Origin of the sequence: uncultured Porphyromonas sp. (genome assembly GCF_938046015.1) — a bacterium.
Taxonomy (GTDB): Bacteria; Bacteroidota; Bacteroidia; order Bacteroidales; family Porphyromonadaceae; genus Porphyromonas.
Genome location: NZ_CALIXW010000030.1, coordinates 1 through 20,022, shown reverse-complemented (window position 1 = coordinate 20,022; position 20,022 = coordinate 1). Strand labels below are relative to the sequence as shown.

The window sequence follows — 20,022 nt, the reverse complement described above, 5'->3', positions numbered from 1 at the left end:
CGCAATAGTATTTAGTTGTGATGTGTAGGCTCCTGGTGGAGTCTGCTTTGCTATAGGCAAATGTAACCAATGATTTTGTAACGCCCAAATAGGCGCCCGACTCCGCCTCGGAGCGCACCTCATCCCTTGCGTTGACGCACGAAGAAGTGTATCGGATAGAGGGAGATCAGGTACGAGATCGCGCTGACACTGACGAAGGCCAACACGAGGTCCAGCGGCAGGATCTTCACCGGAAGTGCCTGGGCCGATAGTCCCGCACCTGTGGAGATGATGCCGAAGTACTGCTGTAGGAGCGAGACGACGAGCCCCAGGACGAGCCCCAGGCTCGAGCCAATGAGGGCGATCAGCAGGCCTACGCTGCGGAAGATACTCCCCACCATGCGCTGCGAGGCGCCGAGGGCGTAGAGGATGGCATAGTCGCTGCGCTTCTCCAGGAGCAGCATCGTCAGGCTGCTGGCGACATTGAGCGAGGCCAACAGCAGGATGAAGAGCAGGATCAGGTAGGTCATCACCTTCTCCATGCGTATGAGGTAGGAGAGCTCGGGGTGCTGCTCCTCGCGGTCCTGGACGACTAGCTCCGACCCCAGTCCCTCTGTGAGGCGCTCACGCACGGCCTCGAGGTCGGTCCCCTTAGGGTAGCGGAGCGCCAGGGCACTGAGCTCGTCGCGCTCGTAGTCCAGCAGCTGCTGCAGTCCCTCCAGCGGCACGTAGATGGTGTGGTCCGTCTCGAGGCTCATCGGGGGATACTGGCCGATGACCTCGACGGGCATACCGCTGAAGGAGCTGGCGGGGTTCAGCGGGTTGATGAAGCCCCGACGCTTGGGGAAGAGTAGCGTCACCTCGGCGGGCTCGGTTCCACGAGCCGTGCTATCGGTCAGCAGCGGCAGCCCCGCGCCTATGGTGATGGGGAGGACGCTGTCGGCACTGCTATAGTGGCGGAGCGCTGAGCTCAGGGCGCGGCCCGAGAAGAGCTGCTGCTCCATCGTGTAGACCTCCCCGAAGTGACGGTCTACCCCCTGCACCTCGACGACCCACTGGCGCTCATCGGCACGTAGTAGCCCCTTGCTGTAGAGGAGGCGCACACAGCTACGCGCCCCCGTCTCACGGAGTAGCTTCGGCCACTGAGGGTACTTGCTGAGGTCGAAGACGCCACCGCTACGCGCTCGTACGAGTAGCTCGGCATCCGTGCGCTCTGTCCCTGCCAGGATAAGCTCCACATAGCCATTGTAGACCGAGAGGACGCAGACCAGCGCCATGGCGACGATGGCTACGGCGAGGGTGGAGACCCCCGTCACATAGTTCACCGCATGTAGGCGCGATCGGCTGAAAAGGTAGCGGAGCGCTATACGTAGGCTGAGCACGTCCTTCCTATATATAATATGGTATCGGGGCGGCTAGCGACCCAGCAGCTCATCAATGCGCTCGAGGTAGTCGAGCGAGTCGTCGATGAAGAAGGTCAGCTCGGGCAACTTGCGCAGCTGCTTGCCTACGCGCAGGCCCAGGTCGTAGCGGATGGCACGGGCGTTGGAGCGGATGGTCTCCAGCAGTTCCTCCCCGCGCTCGGTGGGGAAGATCGAGAGGCGCACGCGTGCAATGCTTAGGTCAGGGCTCACGGTGACCGAGGTGACGGTGACCAGCGTCCCAGGGAGGGCCTGGGTCTGCTGGCGGAAGAGGTCACTGACTTCCTTTTGTATCAGCCGATTGATGCGGCTCATTCGGGTATTGTCCATTCTGCTATACTGTCTAGTTGGTACGGCACAAAGATACGTAAAAGCCTGCAGCGACCGCGCGCGACAAGCGGGCTGACGCACCGCACCCCCACTACTCCACCCCACTGTTACTCGCTAGGAGCAGCTGCAAAGGCCCTTGCTGTGTCCGATCCCATTTACCCTTAGGCAAGGCCATTATCTGTGTGATCACAGGCCGCTGACTGGGCTCGGGGCTCCGTGAGGGATATCCCTCAGCCTCGCGATGGGTATCCATGGCGCATGTGACTGACGTCCCTCAGCGCGCTGACTGCTATCCCTCAGAGGCGATCTCCCTATGGGCGCACTTCGCCGAGGGCTTAGCCCTCCCTTCGCTGGAGATGGGGCGAGGCTGGAGCTGCGAGCTGCCTCGGGGGCAAGCGCGGCTTACGCCTCCGTGCGGGGCGAACGTAGGGATTACGTACCTTTGCAGAAACGATATAAACACAGCATAGATATGAGTGAGATTAAGAACTTCGTCGAAGAGCTACGCTGGCGTGGCATGATCCATGATATGATCCCCGGGACAGAGGAGGAGCTCACCAAGGGCATGACCTCCGCCTACCTCGGGATAGACCCCACGGCGGACTCGCTGCATATAGGTCACCTCGTGGGCGTCATGATGCTGCGCCACCTACAGCGCGCCGGCCATCGCCCCATCGCCCTACTGGGCGGCGCTACGGGGATGATCGGCGACCCCTCGATGAAGTCGGACGAGCGCAAGCTGCTCGATGAGGAGACGCTGAAGCGCAATCAGGCTGGGATCAAGAAGCAGCTGTCGAAGTTCCTTGACTTCGAGAGCGACGCCCCCAATGCCGCCATCCTCGTCAATAACTACGACTGGATGAAGGACTACAGCTTCCTAGGCTTCATCCGCGACATCGGCAAGCACATCACCGTCAACTATATGATGGCTAAGGACTCGGTCAAGAAGCGTCTCAACGGGGAGAACTCCAACGGGATGTCCTTCACTGAGTTCAGCTACCAGCTCCTCCAGGGCTACGACTTCCTATACCTCTACCGCAACTACGGCTGCCGTCTACAGATGGGCGGATCGGACCAGTGGGGCAATATCACCACGGGGACGGAGCTGATCCGCCGCAAGGATGGGGGCGAAGCCTTCGGCCTCGTCTGCCCGCTGATCACCAAGGCCGACGGGGGTAAGTTCGGCAAGACGGAGAGTGGCAACGTATGGCTCGACCCCGAGCGCACGACGCCCTATGCCTTCTACCAGTTCTGGCTCAACGTCAACGATGCCGACGCCGCACGCTATATCAAGATCTTCACCACGCTCTCCCGTGAGGAGATCGCAGCCCTCGAGGCCGAGCAGGCAGCAGCGCCCCACCTACGTGCGCTGCAGCGTCGCCTGGCAGAGGAGCTGACCGTACTGGTACACAGCCGCGCCGACTACGAGGCCGCTGTAGCCGCTTCGGGGATCCTCTTCGGGCAGGGCACGCGTGAGCAGCTCCAGACGCTCGACGAGGCTACGCTGCTGGCCGTCTTCGAGGGGGTACCTCAGTACGAAGTTTCCCGCACCGAGCTCGAGGCAGGCCGTCGCCTCATCGAGCTCCTGACGGAGGATGCCGCCATCTTCCCCTCCAAGGGTGAGCTGCGCAAGCTCGTCCAAGCTGGAGGCATCAGCATCAACAAGGAGAAGGTCAGCTCCACGGACGAGCTGATCACCACCGAGCAGCTCATCGACGGGCGCTACCTGCTCGTGCAGCGCGGCAAGAAGAACTACTACCTCCTCATCGCCCGCTAGCCTAGCCCACGCAGCGCCTAGACTCAAACCACTAAGCAGACAGACATCATGAAGTTCTCAAAAGGAATCATCGCAGCCGTCGTGGCTGTCCTCGTCCTCCTCTGGGGGGTATCGAAGTATAACGGCCTCGTAGGCTCGCAGGAGCAGGTCAATACCGCCTGGGCTCAGGTAGAGAATAACTACCAGCGCCGCGCCGACCTCATCCCCAACCTCGTCAACGTAGTCAAGGGCTACGCCAGCCACGAGCGTGAGACCCTCGAGGGCGTCATCCAGGCACGTAGCCGCGCCACGAGCACCACGATCGATGCCAACAATATGGACGAGGCCGCACTGGCACGCTTCCAGCAGTCTCAGGATGCCCTCTCCTCGGCGCTCTCTCGCCTGATGGTCGTCGTGGAGAAGTACCCCGAGCTGAAGGCCAACGAGCAGTTCCAGACGCTGATGGCGCAGCTGGAGGGCACGGAGAATCGTATCGCCACGGCGCGCCGTGACTTCAACGAGATCGCCAAGACCTACAACCTCGAGGTGCGCAGCTTCCCCAACTCGCTGATCGCAGGCATCACGGGCTTCCGTCCCCGCCCCTACTTCACGGCTCAGGCTGGCAGCGATGTAGCTCCAGTGGTCGACTTCTCCTCTAGTCAGAAGTAGCGCCTATGCTGCAGTATCTACAGCCTGCTCCCATGACTTCCTTCGGGGAGCGTGGGGGCAGGCTTCGTCATATAGCCTACGTGCTTAGCCTCCTCTTGGAGCTGGCACTTAGCCTTGGGCTCTTCTCCCCAGAGCTCCAGGCACAGGGCTCAAGCGGCACAGTCTACACGGTAGAGCGTGTCCCCAAGGTCTTCGCCCAGGATAGCCTCCAGCTCTTCTCCGATCCCGAGAGCTACATGAGCCCCAACGTACGGGATGTGCTGAACGCTCTGCTCACCGAGCTACGTAGCGACACGGGCGTAGAGTGCGCCGTCGTGCTACTGCCCAGCATCGGGGAGCGCGATATCGAGGGCTTCGCCACCGAGCTCTTCCGCAGCTGGGGCATAGGCTCCCGCACGCTCAACGATGGGCTGCTGATCCTCCTGGTCCTCGACCAGCGCAAGGTACGCTTCGAGGTCGGCTATGGCCTCGAGGGTACACTGCCCGATGCCACGGCCTCCCGCATCCAGCGCCAAGTGATGATCCCCCTCCTCCGTCAGGGCCACTATGCGGATGCCTTGATCATGGGGGTAGAGGCTGTGAAGCAGGAGCTGATCGCAGCAGGCTACCGCTCGGATCGGCACACTGCCCGAGGGCCTAGCAGCGAGGGGCTCGGGCTGGATAGCTCTGTGCTCCTCTACCTCTACATCCTCATCGTAGCGATCATTGCCTTCTCGCTGGTGAACAACCTGCAGGGCGTGGTACACCAGGCACAGCGTGGGCAGCGTCAGCTCCTGCTCAGCTACCCCAGCCTACGCCGCACCTACCGCATCTGGGCGCTGGTGCTCTGCGTGCTTTGCCTACCGGTCGGCATCCTATACTATATATATATGCAGCGCAGGCTACAGGAGATCGAGCAGCGCCTCTCGCGCTGCCCACACTGCCAGGTCGGGCTCCTCAAGCAGCTGAGCCCTGAGGAGAGCTACAGCTATCTGACGCAGCCCCAGCGCCTGGAGACCGCCCTCGGCTCGCGGCGCTATGTCGCCTTCGCCTGCCCTGAGTGCCACGAGCGGGAGCTCGTCGGGGAGGACCTCTCCGAGCACTGGAGCGTATGCCGCCACTGTCGGGCACGTACGGCCGAGGTCGTCAGGCAGCAGCGCATACGCCTCGAGGGGGTCCGCTACATACGTACCGAGCTACGCTGTCGTAACTGTGGGGAGAGCGATCACCGTGACTATCGCGACAATTCGACCGATGATGCAGCCCTCGGCGCTATGCTCCTCGGCGGGCTCTTGAGTGGCGGCCGTCACCGCGGAGGAGGCTTCGGCGGAGGAGGCTTCGGTGGGGGCTTTGGCGGAGGCAGCTTCGGTGGAGGCTCCTCGGGCGGCGGTGGTGCCACCAGCGGGTGGTAGCCCGTCGAAGGCTCCACCCCTAGCTAGTCCAGGCAGCCCACGTCCCTGGGACAAGGGCTCAGCGCCCACAGCGATACGCGGAATTAGCGTACCTTTGCATCCTCAATCACATTGATACAAGCCTAAATACATAGATGAGTGACAAGAGCAGCATGACTTCGCAAGAAATCCGCGAGTCGTACAAGCAATTCTTCCATAGCAAGGGGCACCAGATCGTCCCCTCTGCTCCCATGGTGATCAAGGGCGACCCTACGCTGATGTTCACCAATGCCGGGATGAACCAGTTCAAGGACATCATCCTCGGGAATGCCGAGATCAAGTACCCCCGCGTGACCGACTCGCAGAAGTGCCTGCGCGTCAGCGGCAAGCACAACGACCTTGAGGAAGTAGGCCACGACACCTACCACCACACGATGTTCGAGATGCTGGGGAACTGGTCCTTCGGGGACTACTTCAAGCACGAGGCTATCGACTGGGCTTGGGAATACCTAACGGAGGTACTTAAGCTGCCCAAGGATCGCCTCTATGTGACCGTCTTCGAGGGAGCACCCGACGAAGGCCTAGAGCGTGACGATGAGGCCGCAGGCTTCTGGGAGAAGCACCTCCCTGCCGAGCGCATCATCAATGGCAACAAGCACGACAACTTCTGGGAGATGGGCGATCAGGGTCCCTGCGGTCCTTGCTCCGAGATCCACGTGGATATCCGCCCCGAGGAGGAGCGCGCCCAGGTCGACGGGCTGAGTCTGGTCAACCAAGGCCACCCTCAGGTCATCGAGATCTGGAACCTCGTCTTCATGCAGTACAACCGCAAGGCCGACGGCTCACTGGAGCCCCTGCCCAAGCGCGTCATCGACACGGGGATGGGATTCGAGCGTCTCTGCATGGCCATACAGGGCAAGACGTCCAACTACGATACCGACATCTTCACCCCAATGATCCAGGCCATCGCCACGCTCACGGGTATAGAGTACGGTGCCGCCAAGGAGTCGGACGTGGCGATGCGTGTCATCGCCGACCACATCCGTACCATCGCCTTCGCCATCACGGACGGGCAGCTGCCCTCCAATGCTAAGGCGGGCTACGTCATCCGCCGCATCCTGCGCCGCGCCGTACGCTACGGCTACACCTTCCTCGGGCGTCGCGAGGCCTTCATGTACAGCCTCCTGCCCGTACTCATCCAGACCATGGGCGAGGCTTACCCCGAGCTTGTGGCAGGCCGCGAGCTGATCGAGAAGGTGATGCGCGAGGAGGAAGAGAGCTTCCTGCGCACGCTGGAGACGGGCATCCGCCTACTGGACAAGCAGATCGAGGAGTGCAAGCGCCAGGGCCAGCAGGTGCTGGACGGGCAGGCCGCCTTCGTCCTCTACGACACCTACGGCTTCCCGCTTGACTTGACGGCCCTCATCCTCAGCGAGCAGGGCATGACGGTCGATGAAGCGGGCTTCGACGCTGCGATGCAGCAGCAGAAGGAGCGTGCGCGCAACGCCGCCGCCATCGATGCGGGCGACTGGATCAGCGTCCACGACGAGGCTGCCGTACGCTTCGTAGGCTACGACCAGCTGGAGACGACGACGGAGATCCTCCGCTATCGCCAGGTCAAGCAGAAGGGGCAGGAGTACTACCAGGTCGTCCTCAGCGAGACGCCCTTCTACGCCGAGATGGGCGGACAGGTCGGTGACCGCGGTGCCCTCATCGCCTCCGACGGCACGCGCTACGCTATCTTCGACACCAAGCGGGAGAACAACCTAGCCATCCACCTGATGAAGCAGCTCCCCGCCGAGCTAGAGGGGAGCTTCCGCGCTGTCGTGGATGCCGAGCGTCGCCACCGTATCGAGGCCAATCACTCCGCTACTCACCTGCTGCACGAGGCCCTACGTGAGGTCCTCGGCGCGCACGTCGAGCAGAAGGGTTCCTTCGTCTCTGACGAGGTGCTGCGCTTTGACTTCGCCCACTTTGCCAAGGTAGAGCCCGAGCAGCTCCGCGCCGTAGAGCGCCTCGTCACCGAGCGTGTCCGCGCCTGCCTCCCCCTACAGGAGTACCGCGAGGTACCCATTGAGGAGGCACGTCAGATGGGCGCCCTGGCGCTCTTCGGCGAGAAGTACGGCGACTACGTACGCGTAATCCGCTTCGGCAGCTCGACGGAGTTCTGCGGCGGTACACACGTCCGCTCTACGGGTGTCATCGGCACGGTACGCATCACCAGCGAGTCCTCTGTGGCTGCAGGCGTACGCCGCATCGAGGCCGTAACGGGCGCCGCAGCCGAGGAGTACCTCTATGCCCAGGAGGATCTCCTGCAGAGCATCCGCGGGCTCTTCAACAACAGCCCGCAGCTCATGACGGCCATCCAGAAGATGTTCGAGGAGAACAGCGAGCTGGCTCGCCAGGTAGGCGATTACGTTAAGCAGCAGCTCCTCGAGGTCAAGCGCCGCCTACTGGAGAAGCGCCACGAGGTGAACGGTATCCGCCTCTTCCTCCTGCGTCAGAACGTCCCCAGCGAGATCATCAAGGATCTTGCCTTCCAGATCGCAGGCGAGCTCAGCGAGCCCTTCGTCTTCATCGGAGCCCAGGAGGACAAGACCTCGGGCAAGCCCAACCTCACGCTGATGCTGAGCAAGGACCTCGTCGAGAGCCGTGGCTGGAATGCCGCCCAGCTCCTCCGCGCGGCAGCCAAGCACATCCAGGGCGGCGGCGGTGGTCAGCCTCACTTCGCTACCGCTGGGGGGAAGAACCCTGATGGGCTCAATGCCGCGGTAGACCAGCTGCTGGCTGACCTCGGACTCCAGGCCTAAGGCACACCCATGATCCTAGGCACAGACCTACTCGGTCGCAGGCTACCCTCGCTCGTCGAGGGGCTAGCCTGCGACCGTCTTTTTGTCCTGATTGACCCCGCGCTTCGACAGCTGCAGGAAGCACGCATCGCCGAGCTCCAAGCGCAGCTCCCCCCCTCCACGGCCTACTACAGCCTCGAGTGCTCGGGCGAGGAGAGCAAGGACACCAGCCAGCTCGCGGAGCTCTGGAGCTGGCTCGCAGATGCAGGAGCCAGCCGTCAGAGTCTACTGGTCATCATCGGCGGAGGCGCCCTGCTGGACCTCGGCGGCTTCGCTGCCGCCACCTACATGCGGGGCATACGGACGATCAATGTCCCCACGACGCTGCTGTCCATGGTAGACGCCTCCGTGGGGGGTAAGACCGCTATCGACTTCGCTGGGGTCAAGAACCTCGTCGGCGCCTTCCACCTCCCCGAGGAGGTAGTCATTGATACGGCCTTCCTCGAGACCCTAGCCCTAGACGAACTCCTATCGGGCTACGGGGAGATCATCAAGCACGCGAGCTTGCAGGGAGAGGAGACCTGGCTCCAGCTGCGGCGCCTCGGCGACCCCGTCGGGCTCAGCGATGCGGAGTGGCTAGAGCTCATTCGCTCCAGCGTGGAGTATAAGGAGGCGATCGTCACGGCCGATCCGCGCGAGTCGGGCCTCAGGCGTATCCTCAACGCAGGGCATACCGTAGGCCACGCCCTCGAAGCCTTCGCCCTAGCGCGCCCCCAGGGGCAGAGCCTACGGCACGGCGAGGCGGTCGTCCTCGGCCTCATCGTCGAGAGCTACCTCACGACGGAGCTCACGGGCTGCTCCCGCGACTACCTCCGCCAGCTGCTCTACCTCGCGCAGGAGCTCTACCAGCCCGCGCTCTACAGCTGCCGCGACTACGGCGAACTGATCTCACTGATGCGTCAGGACAAGAAGAACAGCCACGGCCTCATCCGCTTCGTCGGCATCAAGGCCCCGGGAGACTGGGAGCTGCTGGAGCTAAGCGACGAGGCACCTCTGCGCGCCGCCCTAGACTTCCTCCGCGAGACCTTCGGACGGCTCTAGCCGCCCCTACCCTCCTCTAGCCAAACAGCCGCGCCCCCGAGCATCTCTAGATACTCGGGGGCGCGGCTGTTTGCTTCTATCGCTAAGGGCTAGCCAAGGAGATCGGTGGCTAAGGCGGAGCACTAAGGATACTCCAGGCGAGGCTCTGAGCTCCGCACCCTAAGGATAGAGCGGGCGTGCCGCTAGAGGAGCTCAGGGGCAAGTACGCCTTCCAGCTGGAGGAGCCAGCGCTTGGTCTCGAGGCCCGCACTGAAGCCGCCGAGGCCGCCACCACTGGAGACAATGCGGTGGCAGGGCAGGATGATGGCGATGGGATTGCGTCCCAAGGCCTGGGCTACAGCACGCACGGCGGCGGGCTTACCCAGGCGCTGGGCCAGCTGAAGGTAGCTCAGCGTCTGCCCGTAGGGTACACGGGCGAGCTCTGCCCACACCGCCCGCTGGAAGGGTGTCCCCACTGGGGCAAGCGGCAGATCAAAGTGCTGGCGACGCCCCGCGAAGTAGTCCGCCAGCTGCTGCCCCACGCACCCTAGGAGCGTAGCGTCCTCGGCTGGGGGCTCCGTGCAGAGCTCCTCGGCGCCTATACTAGGCTGCGCCTCGCTAGGGAGGTCAAGCAGCGCGAGTGCGCCAGCTCTGATCCCCAGCGTGATCGTCCCGAGGGGCGAGGGGTAGGCGTAATAGTGCAGCGGCTGATCCATAGGCTAGGCCTCGCTCGTACGACGCGCTACGAGCTCCGTCCAGTCCTGATGCTCGAGGTACCAGCGTACGGTCAGCTCCAGCCCCTCCTCGAACTGTAGGCTAGGCTCCCAGCCCAGCTCCTCCTTGAGCTTCGACGAGTCTATGGCGTAGCGCAGGTCATGCCCCGCACGGTCGGTGACGTAGGTGATGAGCTCCTCGGAGTAGCCCTCGGGGTGACCAAGGATGCGGTCCACGGTCTTGACCAGCAGGTGCACGAGGTCAATGTTGCGCCACTCGTTGAAGCCGCCGATGTTGTAGGTCGAGGCGATAGCCCCCTTGTGGAAGATGGTGTCGATGGCGCGGGCGTGGTCTAGGACATAGAGCCAGTCACGGATGTTCTCACCCTTGCCGTAGACGGGGAGCGGCTTGCGCTGGATGATGTTGTGGATGAAGAGCGGGATCAGCTTCTCGGGATACTGATAGGGGCCGTAGTTATTGGAGCAGTTGGTCACCAGTGTAGGCAGCCCATAGGTATCGTGGAAGGCACGGACGAAGTGGTCGCTGGAGGCCTTGCTCGCCGAATAAGGGCTGTGGGGATCGTACTTCGTCTCCTCGGTGAAGAAGCCGCCGTCCAGCTCCAGCGCTCCGTAGACCTCATCGGTAGAGATGTGGTAGAAGCGCTTGCCCTCATAGCCCTCGGGGCGCGCCGACCAGACCTCCTTGGCGGCTTGCAGCAGGCTCAGCGTGCCGAGGACATTGGTGCGGGCGAAGGTGAAGGGATCACTGATGCTGCGATCCACGTGGCTCTCGGCCGCAAGGTGGATGATACCGTCGACCTCGTGCTCCACGAGGAGGCGGCGCATGGTCTCGTAGTCGCAGATGTCGGCTTGGACGAAGGTGAAGTTCGGTGCCTCCGCCACGTCGGCTATGGTCTCGAGGTTGCCCGCGTAGGTGAGCTTGTCGAGGCAGATGATGTGGTAGTCGGGGTAGCGCTGGGTCATCAGGCGCACGACGTGCCCCCCGATGAAGCCCGCCCCCCCGGTGATGAGGAGGCTACGGGTATACTTAGTCATGAGTGTTCGCTAGGATTAGGGGCAGACAGCTCTGGAGCGAGCTGCGCCAGTGGGGGATGTGGAGCTCGGGAAGCGCGGCCTTGATCTTCGCCTTGTCTAGGAGCGAATAGAGGGGACGCACGGCAGCTGTGGGGTAGGCGCTCGTCGGTATGGGTAGCACCTCGCAGTCGAGGCCTGCGTACTCGCGTATAGCCTCGGCAAAGTCGTACCAGCTGGCCACTCCCTCGTTGCTGAAGTGGTAGAGCCCGACCAGTGGCTCAGGGCGCTGGATGAGCTGGAGGATGCAGCCCGCGAGATCACGTGCATAGGTGGGGCTCCCGATCTGGTCCGCCACAACCGTAAGCTGGCTGCGCTCGCGCATCAGGCGAAGCATCGTCTTGACGAAGTTCGCCCCGTAGCTGGAGTAGAGCCAGGCTGTGCGGAGGATGGTGTAGCGGCAGCCCGAGCGCTCGATGGCTTCCTCGCCCGCGCGCTTCGTACGGCCATAGACGCCGAGGGGCGCCGTGGGCTGCTCCTCACTAAGTGGGCTGTGCGCCGTGCCGTCGAAGACATAGTCCGTCGAGACGTGGATGAGGTAGGCGCCTGCCTCGGCGGCCCACTGGGCGAGCTGGGCAGGGGCTAGATGATTGAGCTGCTCGGCGAGCTCACGCTCGCTCTCGGCCTTGTCCACGGCGGTATAGGCGGCCGCATTGATGATGAGTGCGGGCTGATGTGCCGCGAGGTAGCCCGCTAGAGACGCAGGGCTCGTGAGGTCGAGCTCGTCCAGCTCAGGGGCTAGATAGGGTACGGCGGCGGCATTCAGCAGGCGGCGCAGCTCACTGCCGAGCTGGCCGCTGGCACCGAGGAGTAGGAAGGGCTGGGCGTAGCTCATCGGATGTACTCGGCTAGCTTGGTGGCCTCCGAGAGGCGGGGGTGAGCGCTGTCCTTGGCCGAGAGGAGCACCCGTTCGCGCGGGATGCGCCAGTCGATCCCCAGCTCGGGATCATCCCAGGCGATAGCGCCCTCGGCCTCGGGAGTGTAGTAGTTATCACACTTGTACTGGAAGATGACTTCCTCGCTCAGCACACTGAAGCCGTGGGCGAAGCCGCGGGGGATGAAGAGCTGGCGGTGATTGTCCTCCGTCAGCTCTACGGCCACATGCTGCCCGAAGGTGGGCGAGCCCCGCCGCACGTCTACCGCCACGTCCAGCACACGGCCACGGATGACGCGCACCAGCTTGGCCTGTGCCGCCTCGCCGCACTGGAAGTGGAGGCCACGCACGACGCCGTAGCTGGAGCGGCTCTCATTATCCTGGACGAAGTGTACGGGCGCTACGAGCTCGGCGAAGAGGCGCTCATTGAAGGACTCGAAGAAGTAGCCGCGGGCATCCTCGAAGAGGCGCGGCTCGAGGATCTTGACCTCGGGGATCGCAGTGTCTAGGATCTTCATACGCTAGCGCTCGAGGAGCCTAAGGAGGTACTGACCATACTGATTGCGCTTCATCGGCTCGGCCACACGGCGCAGCTCCTCAGCGCTGAGCCAGCCCTGGTGGTAGGCGATCTCCTCGAGGCAAGCGACCTTGAGCCCCTGACGCTTCTCTATGACCTCGACGAAGGTAGAGGCCTCCGAGAGGGAGTCATGCGTCCCGGTATCGAGCCAAGCGAAGCCACGGCCCAGCGTCTCAATGCTGAGCTCGCCCGACTCGAGGAAGGCCTGGTTCACACTCGTGATCTCCAGCTCACCGCGTGCCGAGGGCTTGACCCCAGCGGCCACGTCGACGACCTTATTCGGGTAGAAGTAGAGGCCGACTACGGCATAGTTGCTCTTGGGCTGGGCGGGCTTCTCCTCAATGGAGATGCAGCGCCCCTCGGCGTCGAACTCCGCCACCCCATAGCGCTCGGGGTCGCTGACCCAGTAGCCGAAGATCGTCGCCCTACCCTCGCGCTCGGCACGCGCCACGGACTGCTGCAGCAGCTGCGTGAAGCTCATACCGTAGAATATATTATCCCCCAGCACGAGGCAGGCGCTGTCGTCACCGATGAAGTCCCGACCGATGATGAAGGCCTGAGCTAGGCCGTCGGGGGAGGGCTGCTCGGCGTAGCTGAAGCTGAGCCCATAGCTCGACCCGTCACCGAGGAGGCGGCGGAAGCCGGGCAGGTCCTCGGGGGTGGAGATGATGAGTATCTCGCGTATGCCCGCGAGCATCAGTACCGAGATCGGGTAGTAGATCATCGGCTTGTCGTAGATGGGCAGGAGCTGCTTGCTCACGCCCTTGGTGATGGGATAGAGGCGCGTGCCCGCACCGCCTGCTAGGACTATTCCTTTCATCTATCTAGGTGAGTCGTTTGCCGTTCTGATTCTTAATGATGGATAAAGATACGGCTTTTGCCCGTATCCCCGCGAGCCCTCTGGGGCTGCGCGCTCTAGCGGCTGCAAGCAGGCTCATCCCGCAGGCGACACGGCGGCCACTACGGCCTGTACTCGTAGCCGCTATAGGCAGTACGCTTTACCCGCCCTTGGCTGTGCTCTTCCCCACCCTAGGCTCTGCGCTTCGGCCGCCCCAAGTCTAGAGCGGGCTGACCGATACCCATCGGCGAGCTGAGGGGTATCCCTCACGGTGCTGACGGACGTCCCTCAGCCGCCTGACTGATATCCCTCACGGACGCTTCCCCTGAGCCCGGAGCATCCGCGACGGCTAGGGAAGCGCTCCGCGAGGAGCTGTAGGGCGATCCCAGCGCTGAGTGTCTGGACTTTGCGCCCCTTATTCGTATCTTTGTACTTCCTAGCCAGCGGAGGCGGCAGCTCGGGGGGACCCCGAGGTCGCAGCCCCGAGGCTAAGCCACCCACCGACAAAGTATAAGATAAGCAGAGAGCAATATGTCCATCGTACACGCACTGCAGAGCGCAGTGAGCCAAGCCGTAGAGGAGCTCTACGGACAGAGCGTGCCCCAGGAGCAGCTACAGCTGCAGAAGACACGCAGCGAATTCGAGGGTCAGTGGACCCTGGTGACCTTCCCCCTCCTGAAGGTCTCCCGCAAGAGCCCCGAGGCTACGGCCCAGGAGCTGGGCGAGGCACTGCTGGAGCGTCACCCTGAGCTCGTCACCAGCGTGCAGGTCGTCAAGGGCTTCCTCAACCTCACGATCGCCACGGAGGCCTGGGTCGAGGACTTCAACGCCATACGCCACGATGCGGACTACGGACATATCCGCGCCACGGAGCAGTCTCCCTTGGTCATGGTCGAGTACTCCTCGCCCAATACCAACAAGCCCCTGCACCTCGGGCACGTGCGCAATAACCTCCTCGGCTATAGCCTCGCCTTGATCCTAGAGGCCGCAGGGCAGCGCGTGGTCAAGACCAATATCGTCAACGACCGCGGTATCCATATCTGTAAGTCCATGCTCGCCTGGGTACGCTGGGGCGAGGGCGCCACGCCCGAGAGCACGGGCAAGAAGGGCGACCACCTGATCGGGGACTTCTACGTCCTCTTCGACAAGCACTACAAGGCCGAGCTCGAGGCCCTCATGGCCTCAGGCAAGAGCAAGGAGGAGGCCGAGGCTGCCTCTGAGCTGATGGCCGAGGCGCGCGCCATGCTGCGCCGCTGGGAGGAGGGTGACGAGGAGACCGTAGCCATCTGGCGCATGATGAATAGCTGGGTCTACGCGGGCTTCGACGAGACCTACGAGCGTATGGGCGTCAGCTTCGACAAGATCTACTACGAGTCCGAAACCTACCTCGAGGGGAAGGCCGAGGTACTCCGAGGGCTGAAGGAGGGGAAGTTCGTCCAGGATCCCGACGGCTCGGTATGGGCCGACTTCACCGACGAGGGACTGGACCGCAAGATCCTACTGCGCTCCGACGGCACCTCCGTCTACATGACTCAGGACATCGGGACGGCGAAGAAGCGCTTCGACGAGTACCCCATCGACAAGATGGTCTACGTCGTGGGCAACGAGCAGGACTACCACTTCAAGGTGCTCTCGCTACTGCTCGACCGCCTCGGCTATGACTTCGGCAAGGGGCTCGTACACTTCAGCTACGGCATGGTCGAGCTGCCCAACGGCAAGATGAAGAGCCGTGAGGGCACGGTCGTCGACGCCGATGACCTCATGGACGAGATGATCGCCACGGCCCGCAGCATCGCCGAGGAGCAGGGCAAGGCCAAGGACATGAGCCCCGAGGAGACGGACGAGGTAGCTCGCCGCGTAGGCCTCGGAGCGCTGAAGTACTTCCTCCTCAAGGTCGATCCCCGCAAGAACATCGTCTTCCGCCCCGAGGAGATCATCGACTTCAACGGCAATACGGGCCCCTTCATCCAGTACACCTACGCCCGTATCCGCAGTGTGCTGCGCCGCGCCGCCGAGCAGGGTATCAGCCTACCCGAGACCTTCGACCCCAAGACGCTCACCCTCGAGACGAAGGAGCAGGAGCTGGTGGCTAAGCTCGCCGAATACGCCGATGTCGTGGCCGACGCAGCGCGCGACTTCAGCCCCGCACTTATAGCCAACTACGTCTACGAGCTGGTCAAGGAGTACAACCAGTTCTACCACGAGCACTCTATCCTCAAGGAGGAGGACGAGACGAAGCGTGCCTTCCGCCTCGCCCTCTCCGAGGTCATCGCCCGTACCATCGCCGCGGGCTCGGCCCTGCTGGGCATCGAGATGCCCGAGCGCATGTAGCCCAAGCCCCCAGCCATGGGCGCCACCAGCATCACCTAAGAGCGGAGGGACGCCTCGAGGCAAGCCGCCTCGGGGCGTCCCTCTGGCATTTATATAGCAGCTATGACGACTAGACAGATCCTCTACGCCCTCCTCCTGGGCTCGGGGCTCCTCGCGGCCTGCAGCCCGAGTAGCAGCACCAGCGGGGAGCAGCGCGATCCCATCGACTACGTGAACCCCTACCTGGGGAGCATCAGCCACCTGCTCGTGCCCACCTTCCCCACGGTGCACCTGCCGAACAGTATGATGCGCGTCCACCCTCAGCGCACGGACTACGCCGCCGAGCAGCTGGAGGGCCTTCCGCTCATCCTCACCTCGCACCGCGGGATCTCCGCCTTTGCCCTCAGCCCCCGCACCTCGCTGGAGGACTCCGTCCCCGCCGTCACCCGCTACAGCTACGATCAGGAGGAGGTCAAGCCCTACCTCTACAGCGTACGCCTGCTGGAGCCTGAGGTCAGCGTAGGCTATGCCCCCGCAGCACGTAGCGCCCTCTATACCTTCGACTTCGAGGGACAGGGCTCGGGGCGCTACCTCGTCTTCTCCACGCCAGACGGCCAGCTACGTGCCTCGGGGCGCAGCGTCTCGGGCTGGCAGCAGCTCTCCGACTCCACGCGCGTCTATCTCTGGGCAGAGCTGAGCGAGGCGCCTAAGGCTCTCGGCCTGCGCGAGGCACGTACGGGGCGCGTGCAGATGCAGCCCGACAGCGTCTCGGGCTCCAGTATCGTCGTGGCGCTCAGCGGCGACAAGGGCGCCCTACGCTACGGCGTCTCCTACATCAGCGTAGAGCAGGCGCAGCGCAATGTCCAGCGTGAGATCCAGTCCTACGAGCTCAAGCTCGTGGCCAAGGCTGGGCGCAACGAATGGGCCAAGGCTCTGGACAAGGTCCAGGTCGAGGGCGGGACGGCCGCCGAGCGGAGTACCTTCTACACCTCCCTCTACCGCACCTACGAGCGTATGGTCTGCATCTCGGAGGAGGGACGCTACTGGTCAGCCTTCGACAACAAGGTACACGAGGACGGCGGCGTACCCTTCTACACCGATGACTGGCTGTGGGATACCTACCGCGCCGTGCACCCGCTGCGCCTACTGCTCGACCCCGAGCGCGAGCAGCAGATGCTCACCTCGCTGCTGCGGATGGCGCGCCAGTCCCCCGAGGGCTGGCTGCCTACCTTCCCCGAGGTGCAGGGCGACACGCACCGCATGAACGGCTCGCACACCATCGCTACCTTCGCCGATGCCTATGCCAAGGGCGTCACGGGCTTCAACCTCGCCGCGGCCTACGCCGCTGCCCAGCGCACGCTGGAAGAGAAGTCCTACCTTCCCTGGACCCGCATCCCCAAGGGGCCCCTCTCTAAGGCCCTCGACGAGCGTGGCTATATGCCCGCCCTACGTCCAGGAGAGCGTGAGAGCGACCCACGCGTCACCCTCTGGGAGAAGCGGCAGAGCGTGGCCGTAAGCCTCGCTACGGCCTACGACTACTGGACGCTGGCGCAGCTGGCCAAGTGCGCGGGCCACGACGAGGATGCCGCACGCTACCTACGCCGCAGCTACGACTACCGCAAGCTCTTCAACTACGAGACGGGCTTCTTCCATCCACGCGACAGCCGCGGGCAGTTCATCCAGCCCTTCGACTACGAGCTCTCGGGCGGCCTAGGGGCACGCGACTACTACGACGAGAACAACGCCTACACCTACCGCTGGGGTGTACCGCACAATCCCGCCGACCTCATCTACCTGATGGGCGGCCGCGAACGCTTCATAGCCAACCTCGACCAGACGCTGCGCACCCCGCTCAGCAAGTCCAAGTGGGAGTTCTACAGCCAGCTCCCCGACCAGACGGGCAACGTGGGGCAGTTCGCCATGAGCAACGAGCCCAGCATGCACATCCCCTACCTCTATACCTACGCTGGGGCTCCCTGGCGTACGCAGCGCCTGGTGCGCAAGCTCATCGACACCTGGTTCCGCAACGACCTGATGGGCGTCCCTGGGGATGAGGATGGGGGCGGACTAAGCGCCTTCGTCGTCTTCTCCATGATGGGGATCTACCCCGTGACGCCGGGGCTGCCCGTCTACGTGATCGGTACGCCCTTCTTCGAGAAGGTGACGCTGCAGCTCTCCTCGGGACGCAGCTTCGTCATCGAGGCTAAGGGCGCCTCCTCGGTCAATAAGTACATCCAGCGCGCCGAGCTCAACGGCAAGGCGCTCGACCGCGCTTGGCTGCGTCACAGCGAACTCGCCTCGGGTGGCCGCCTCGTCTTCGTCATGGGTGACAAGCCCAATAAGGAATGGGGGGCCAAGCTCCCCCCACCCTCAGCCGATAAGATCGACCTCAAGGACGAGCGCTAGGCGTCGTCCCGACCTAGGCTACAGCACAGGGCCCCGCAGCTTCTCGTGAGCTGCGGGGCCCTGTGTCTTAATGAGACAATAAGCAAACTAAGCGCACAGGGCTCCCAGTCTGTAGGTGACAGAGCTGCCTAAGTCGAGTGCCTTGCCCCAGGCCGCCCAGCGAAGGGACGAAGGGATTGCAGCGAAGCGAACACCTCCTCCCAGCTCGGTGAGGGATATCAGTGGCGGGGCTGAGGGATATCCCTCGCAGGCGTCACGGACGTCCCTTAGCCTCCTGACTGATATCCCTCAGAAGGCCTCCCCCTGGACCGTCCCGCCTCTAGGACAAGCCTCCCGCCTCAGCCCCCCAAAGCACAGCGCCCCACAGCTCACGAGGAGCTGCGGGGCGCTGTATCTAGCGGATCAAGTAGGCTAGCTAGGGGCTCAGAGAGCCAGCCCTAGTAGGGCCAGCTACATTCCCCGCGGCCTCTAGCGTGCCATGAGGGTGAGCTTATCCCCCGCCTTCATCAGTGGGAGCTGGAGGCGCCCCGAGTGGAGGAGCTGCTTGGGCTGCAGGAGACGCCCATTGAGGCGCAGCTCGTAGCGCTCGAGCCCCTTGGGCAGGGTGAGCTGATGGCGGTAGGGGCTGTGGCTGACGAGCTCGAGGTAGCTCAGGCTGCCGGGCTTCGACTGGTCCCAGGAGAGGGAGCAGGTAGCATTGCCCACTACACGTAGGCCCGTGATCTCCCCCTTAGCCCAAGCCTTGGGCAGGGCAGGCAGGGGCGTGATGCTCCCCGTCTCGCTGCGCAGCAGCATCTCCATGATGCCCGAGGCACCACCGAAGTTGCCGTCGATCTGGAAGGGCGGGTGCGCGCTGAAGAGATTGTTCTCCGTGCCGCTGCCGTTGGCCTTTCCCGTCGTGGGATCGAGCTCAGCGACGGGGCGCAGCAGGAGGTTGAGCACCTTGTAGGCCTCCTCGGCATCCCCGAGGCGCGCACGGAAGTTCACCTTCCAGGCCATAGACCAGCTGGTGCTACTTGCCCCTCGGGCGTCGAGACTACGGCGTGCAGCCTCCACCAGCTCGGGCGTCTCCTCCTGGGTGATCTCGCTGCCGGGGTAGAGCCCGTAGAGGTGGGAGACATGGCGGTGGTGTGGCTCGGCCTCGGCGAAGTTCTCCATCCACTCCATGATACGTCCGTCGGGGGCGATCGTGGTAGGCTTGATGCGGGGGAGCAGCGTCGCCAGATGGCGCTGCGCCGCGGTGTCGACGCCGAGCGTCTTGGCCGCTGCGATGGTGTTTTGCAGGAGCTCGCGGATGATCTGATTGTCCATTGTAGAGCCCGCACAGACGGCCACGCTCTTGCCCTCGGGCGTCAGGTAGTGGTTCTCAGGCGAGGTCGTCGGTACGTTGACCAGATAGCCATTGCGCGGGTCCTCCACCAGTGTACTGGAGAAGAAGCGTGCCGCGCCGCGCATGATGGGATAGATGCGCTCGAGGTAGGCCTTGTCCTGCGTGTAGCGGTAGTGGTTGTAGAGATGCTGGCAGAGCCAAGCCGCGCCCGTATTCGTCGCGCCCCAGCTGGGATGCTCGCCAGGGGCGGTGAACTGCCAGAGGTTACCGAGGATGTGCGTCACCCAGCCCTCGGCATTGTAGAAGGCCTTAGCCGTGGCCTCTCCCGAGCGTACCTGGGAGGCGATCCAGTCGGTGAGCGGACTGACGGCCTCCCCAAGGTTGCCCTTCTCGCTAGGCCAGTAGTTCATCTGTAGGTTGATATTCAGATGGTAGTCCCCATTCCATGGCGCCTGGATGGTATTGGTCCATAGGCCCTGCAGGTTGGG

Annotated in this window: 15 protein-coding genes; 7 read left to right on the top strand and 8 right to left on the bottom strand. The window is 63.5% G+C overall.

Annotated features, from left to right (window positions below; all coding sequences use genetic code 11):
• Positions 1-119: 119 nt before the first annotated feature.
• Positions 120-1,361: an FtsX-like permease family protein gene (locus Q0248_RS03285; protein ID WP_299319712.1), complete on the bottom strand. Its 1,242-nt coding sequence runs from the start codon at positions 1,359-1,361 to the stop codon at positions 120-122.
• Between the two features lie 33 nt (positions 1,362-1,394).
• Positions 1,395-1,730, bottom strand: a complete 336-nt coding sequence (gene rbfA, locus Q0248_RS03280; RefSeq protein WP_211789092.1) for a 30S ribosome-binding factor RbfA — start codon at positions 1,728-1,730, stop codon at positions 1,395-1,397.
• A 472-nt stretch (positions 1,731-2,202) separates the two neighbouring features.
• Between rbfA and tyrS the strand changes: the two genes are divergently transcribed.
• The 5 genes from tyrS to aroB all read left to right on the top strand — a co-directional run bounded on the left by tyrS (position 2,203) and on the right by aroB (position 9,415).
• Positions 2,203-3,507, top strand: a complete 1,305-nt coding sequence (gene tyrS, locus Q0248_RS03275) for a tyrosine--tRNA ligase (protein ID WP_299319703.1) — start codon at positions 2,203-2,205, stop codon at positions 3,505-3,507.
• Between the two features lie 48 nt (positions 3,508-3,555).
• Entirely contained in the window at positions 3,556-4,155 is a 600-nt protein-coding gene (locus Q0248_RS03270) for a LemA family protein (RefSeq protein ID WP_211789090.1), read from the top strand.
• Between the two features lie 5 nt (positions 4,156-4,160).
• Entirely contained in the window at positions 4,161-5,546 is a 1,386-nt protein-coding gene (locus Q0248_RS03265; RefSeq protein ID WP_299319700.1) for a TPM domain-containing protein, read from the top strand.
• A gap of 152 nt (positions 5,547-5,698) precedes the next feature.
• Complete coding sequence (alaS, locus tag Q0248_RS03260; RefSeq protein ID WP_299319698.1) at positions 5,699-8,335, top strand: alanine--tRNA ligase; 2,637 nt, start codon at positions 5,699-5,701, stop codon at positions 8,333-8,335.
• Positions 8,336-8,344: 9 nt separating this feature from the next.
• Positions 8,345-9,415, top strand: coding sequence for a 3-dehydroquinate synthase (aroB, locus tag Q0248_RS03255; protein ID WP_299319696.1), 1,071 nt, complete (start codon positions 8,345-8,347; stop codon positions 9,413-9,415).
• 182 nt (positions 9,416-9,597) lie between these two features.
• Here the strand turns inward: aroB and Q0248_RS03250 are convergent, their stop codons facing one another.
• From Q0248_RS03250 to rfbA, 5 genes are read right to left on the bottom strand one after another with little or no spacing between them, the layout of a single operon-like run.
• The gene (locus tag Q0248_RS03250) at positions 9,598-10,110 is read right to left on the bottom strand and encodes a methylated-DNA--[protein]-cysteine S-methyltransferase (protein WP_299319693.1); all 513 of its coding nucleotides are present in this window, start codon (positions 10,108-10,110) and stop codon (positions 9,598-9,600) included.
• Between the two features lie 3 nt (positions 10,111-10,113).
• On the bottom strand, positions 10,114-11,163 hold the full coding sequence (gene rfbB, locus Q0248_RS03245; protein ID WP_299319690.1) for a dTDP-glucose 4,6-dehydratase: 1,050 nt from the start codon (positions 11,161-11,163) through the stop codon (positions 10,114-10,116).
• Positions 11,156-12,034: a dTDP-4-dehydrorhamnose reductase gene (rfbD, locus tag Q0248_RS03240; protein WP_299319688.1), complete on the bottom strand. Its 879-nt coding sequence runs from the start codon at positions 12,032-12,034 to the stop codon at positions 11,156-11,158. Before rfbD ends, rfbB begins: the two co-directional genes overlap by 8 nt.
• A complete protein-coding gene (rfbC, locus tag Q0248_RS03235; RefSeq protein ID WP_299319685.1) occupies positions 12,031-12,591 on the bottom strand; it encodes a dTDP-4-dehydrorhamnose 3,5-epimerase in 561 nt (186 codons plus the stop codon). The genes rfbD and rfbC overlap by 4 nt, the downstream gene beginning before the upstream one ends.
• 3 nt (positions 12,592-12,594) lie before the next feature.
• Complete coding sequence (rfbA, locus tag Q0248_RS03230) at positions 12,595-13,470, bottom strand: glucose-1-phosphate thymidylyltransferase RfbA (protein ID WP_299319682.1); 876 nt, start codon at positions 13,468-13,470, stop codon at positions 12,595-12,597.
• A 549-nt stretch (positions 13,471-14,019) separates the two neighbouring features.
• Here rfbA and argS point away from each other — a divergent pair.
• Both argS and Q0248_RS03220 read left to right on the top strand, forming a co-directional pair.
• Entirely contained in the window at positions 14,020-15,819 is a 1,800-nt protein-coding gene (argS, locus tag Q0248_RS03225) for an arginine--tRNA ligase (protein ID WP_299319680.1), read from the top strand.
• A gap of 102 nt (positions 15,820-15,921) precedes the next feature.
• On the top strand, positions 15,922-18,204 hold the full coding sequence (locus tag Q0248_RS03220; protein WP_299319677.1) for a GH92 family glycosyl hydrolase: 2,283 nt from the start codon (positions 15,922-15,924) through the stop codon (positions 18,202-18,204).
• Between the two features lie 468 nt (positions 18,205-18,672).
• Here Q0248_RS03220 and Q0248_RS03215 read toward each other — a convergent pair.
• The coding region (locus tag Q0248_RS03215) for a glycoside hydrolase family 95-like protein (RefSeq protein ID WP_363316760.1) at positions 18,673-20,022 on the bottom strand (1,350 nt) is incomplete at its 5' end.

Excerpts from the sequence above, each read along its gene's own strand:
- Q0248_RS03265 (WP_299319700.1), top strand. The coding sequence starts at position 4,161 with ATGCTGCAGTATCTACAGCCTGCTCCCATGACTTCCTTCGGGGAGCGT.
- Q0248_RS03270 (WP_211789090.1), top strand. The coding sequence starts at position 3,556 with ATGAAGTTCTCAAAAGGAATCATCGCAGCCGTCGTGGCTGTCCTCGTC.
- Q0248_RS03220 (WP_299319677.1), top strand. The coding sequence starts at position 15,922 with ATGACGACTAGACAGATCCTCTACGCCCTCCTCCTGGGCTCGGGGCTC.
- alaS (WP_299319698.1), top strand. The coding sequence starts at position 5,699 with ATGACTTCGCAAGAAATCCGCGAGTCGTACAAGCAATTCTTCCATAGC.
- rfbD (WP_299319688.1), bottom strand. The coding sequence starts at position 12,034 with ATGAGCTACGCCCAGCCCTTCCTACTCCTCGGTGCCAGCGGCCAGCTC.
- rbfA (WP_211789092.1), bottom strand. The coding sequence starts at position 1,730 with ATGGACAATACCCGAATGAGCCGCATCAATCGGCTGATACAAAAGGAA.
- rfbA (WP_299319682.1), bottom strand. The coding sequence starts at position 13,470 with ATGAAAGGAATAGTCCTAGCAGGCGGTGCGGGCACGCGCCTCTATCCC.
- Q0248_RS03250 (WP_299319693.1), bottom strand. The coding sequence starts at position 10,110 with ATGGATCAGCCGCTGCACTATTACGCCTACCCCTCGCCCCTCGGGACG.
- aroB (WP_299319696.1), top strand. The coding sequence starts at position 8,345 with ATGATCCTAGGCACAGACCTACTCGGTCGCAGGCTACCCTCGCTCGTC.
- rfbB (WP_299319690.1), bottom strand. The coding sequence starts at position 11,163 with ATGACTAAGTATACCCGTAGCCTCCTCATCACCGGGGGGGCGGGCTTC.
- rfbC (WP_299319685.1), bottom strand. The coding sequence starts at position 12,591 with ATGAAGATCCTAGACACTGCGATCCCCGAGGTCAAGATCCTCGAGCCG.
- argS (WP_299319680.1), top strand. The coding sequence starts at position 14,020 with ATGTCCATCGTACACGCACTGCAGAGCGCAGTGAGCCAAGCCGTAGAG.
- tyrS (WP_299319703.1), top strand. The coding sequence starts at position 2,203 with ATGAGTGAGATTAAGAACTTCGTCGAAGAGCTACGCTGGCGTGGCATG.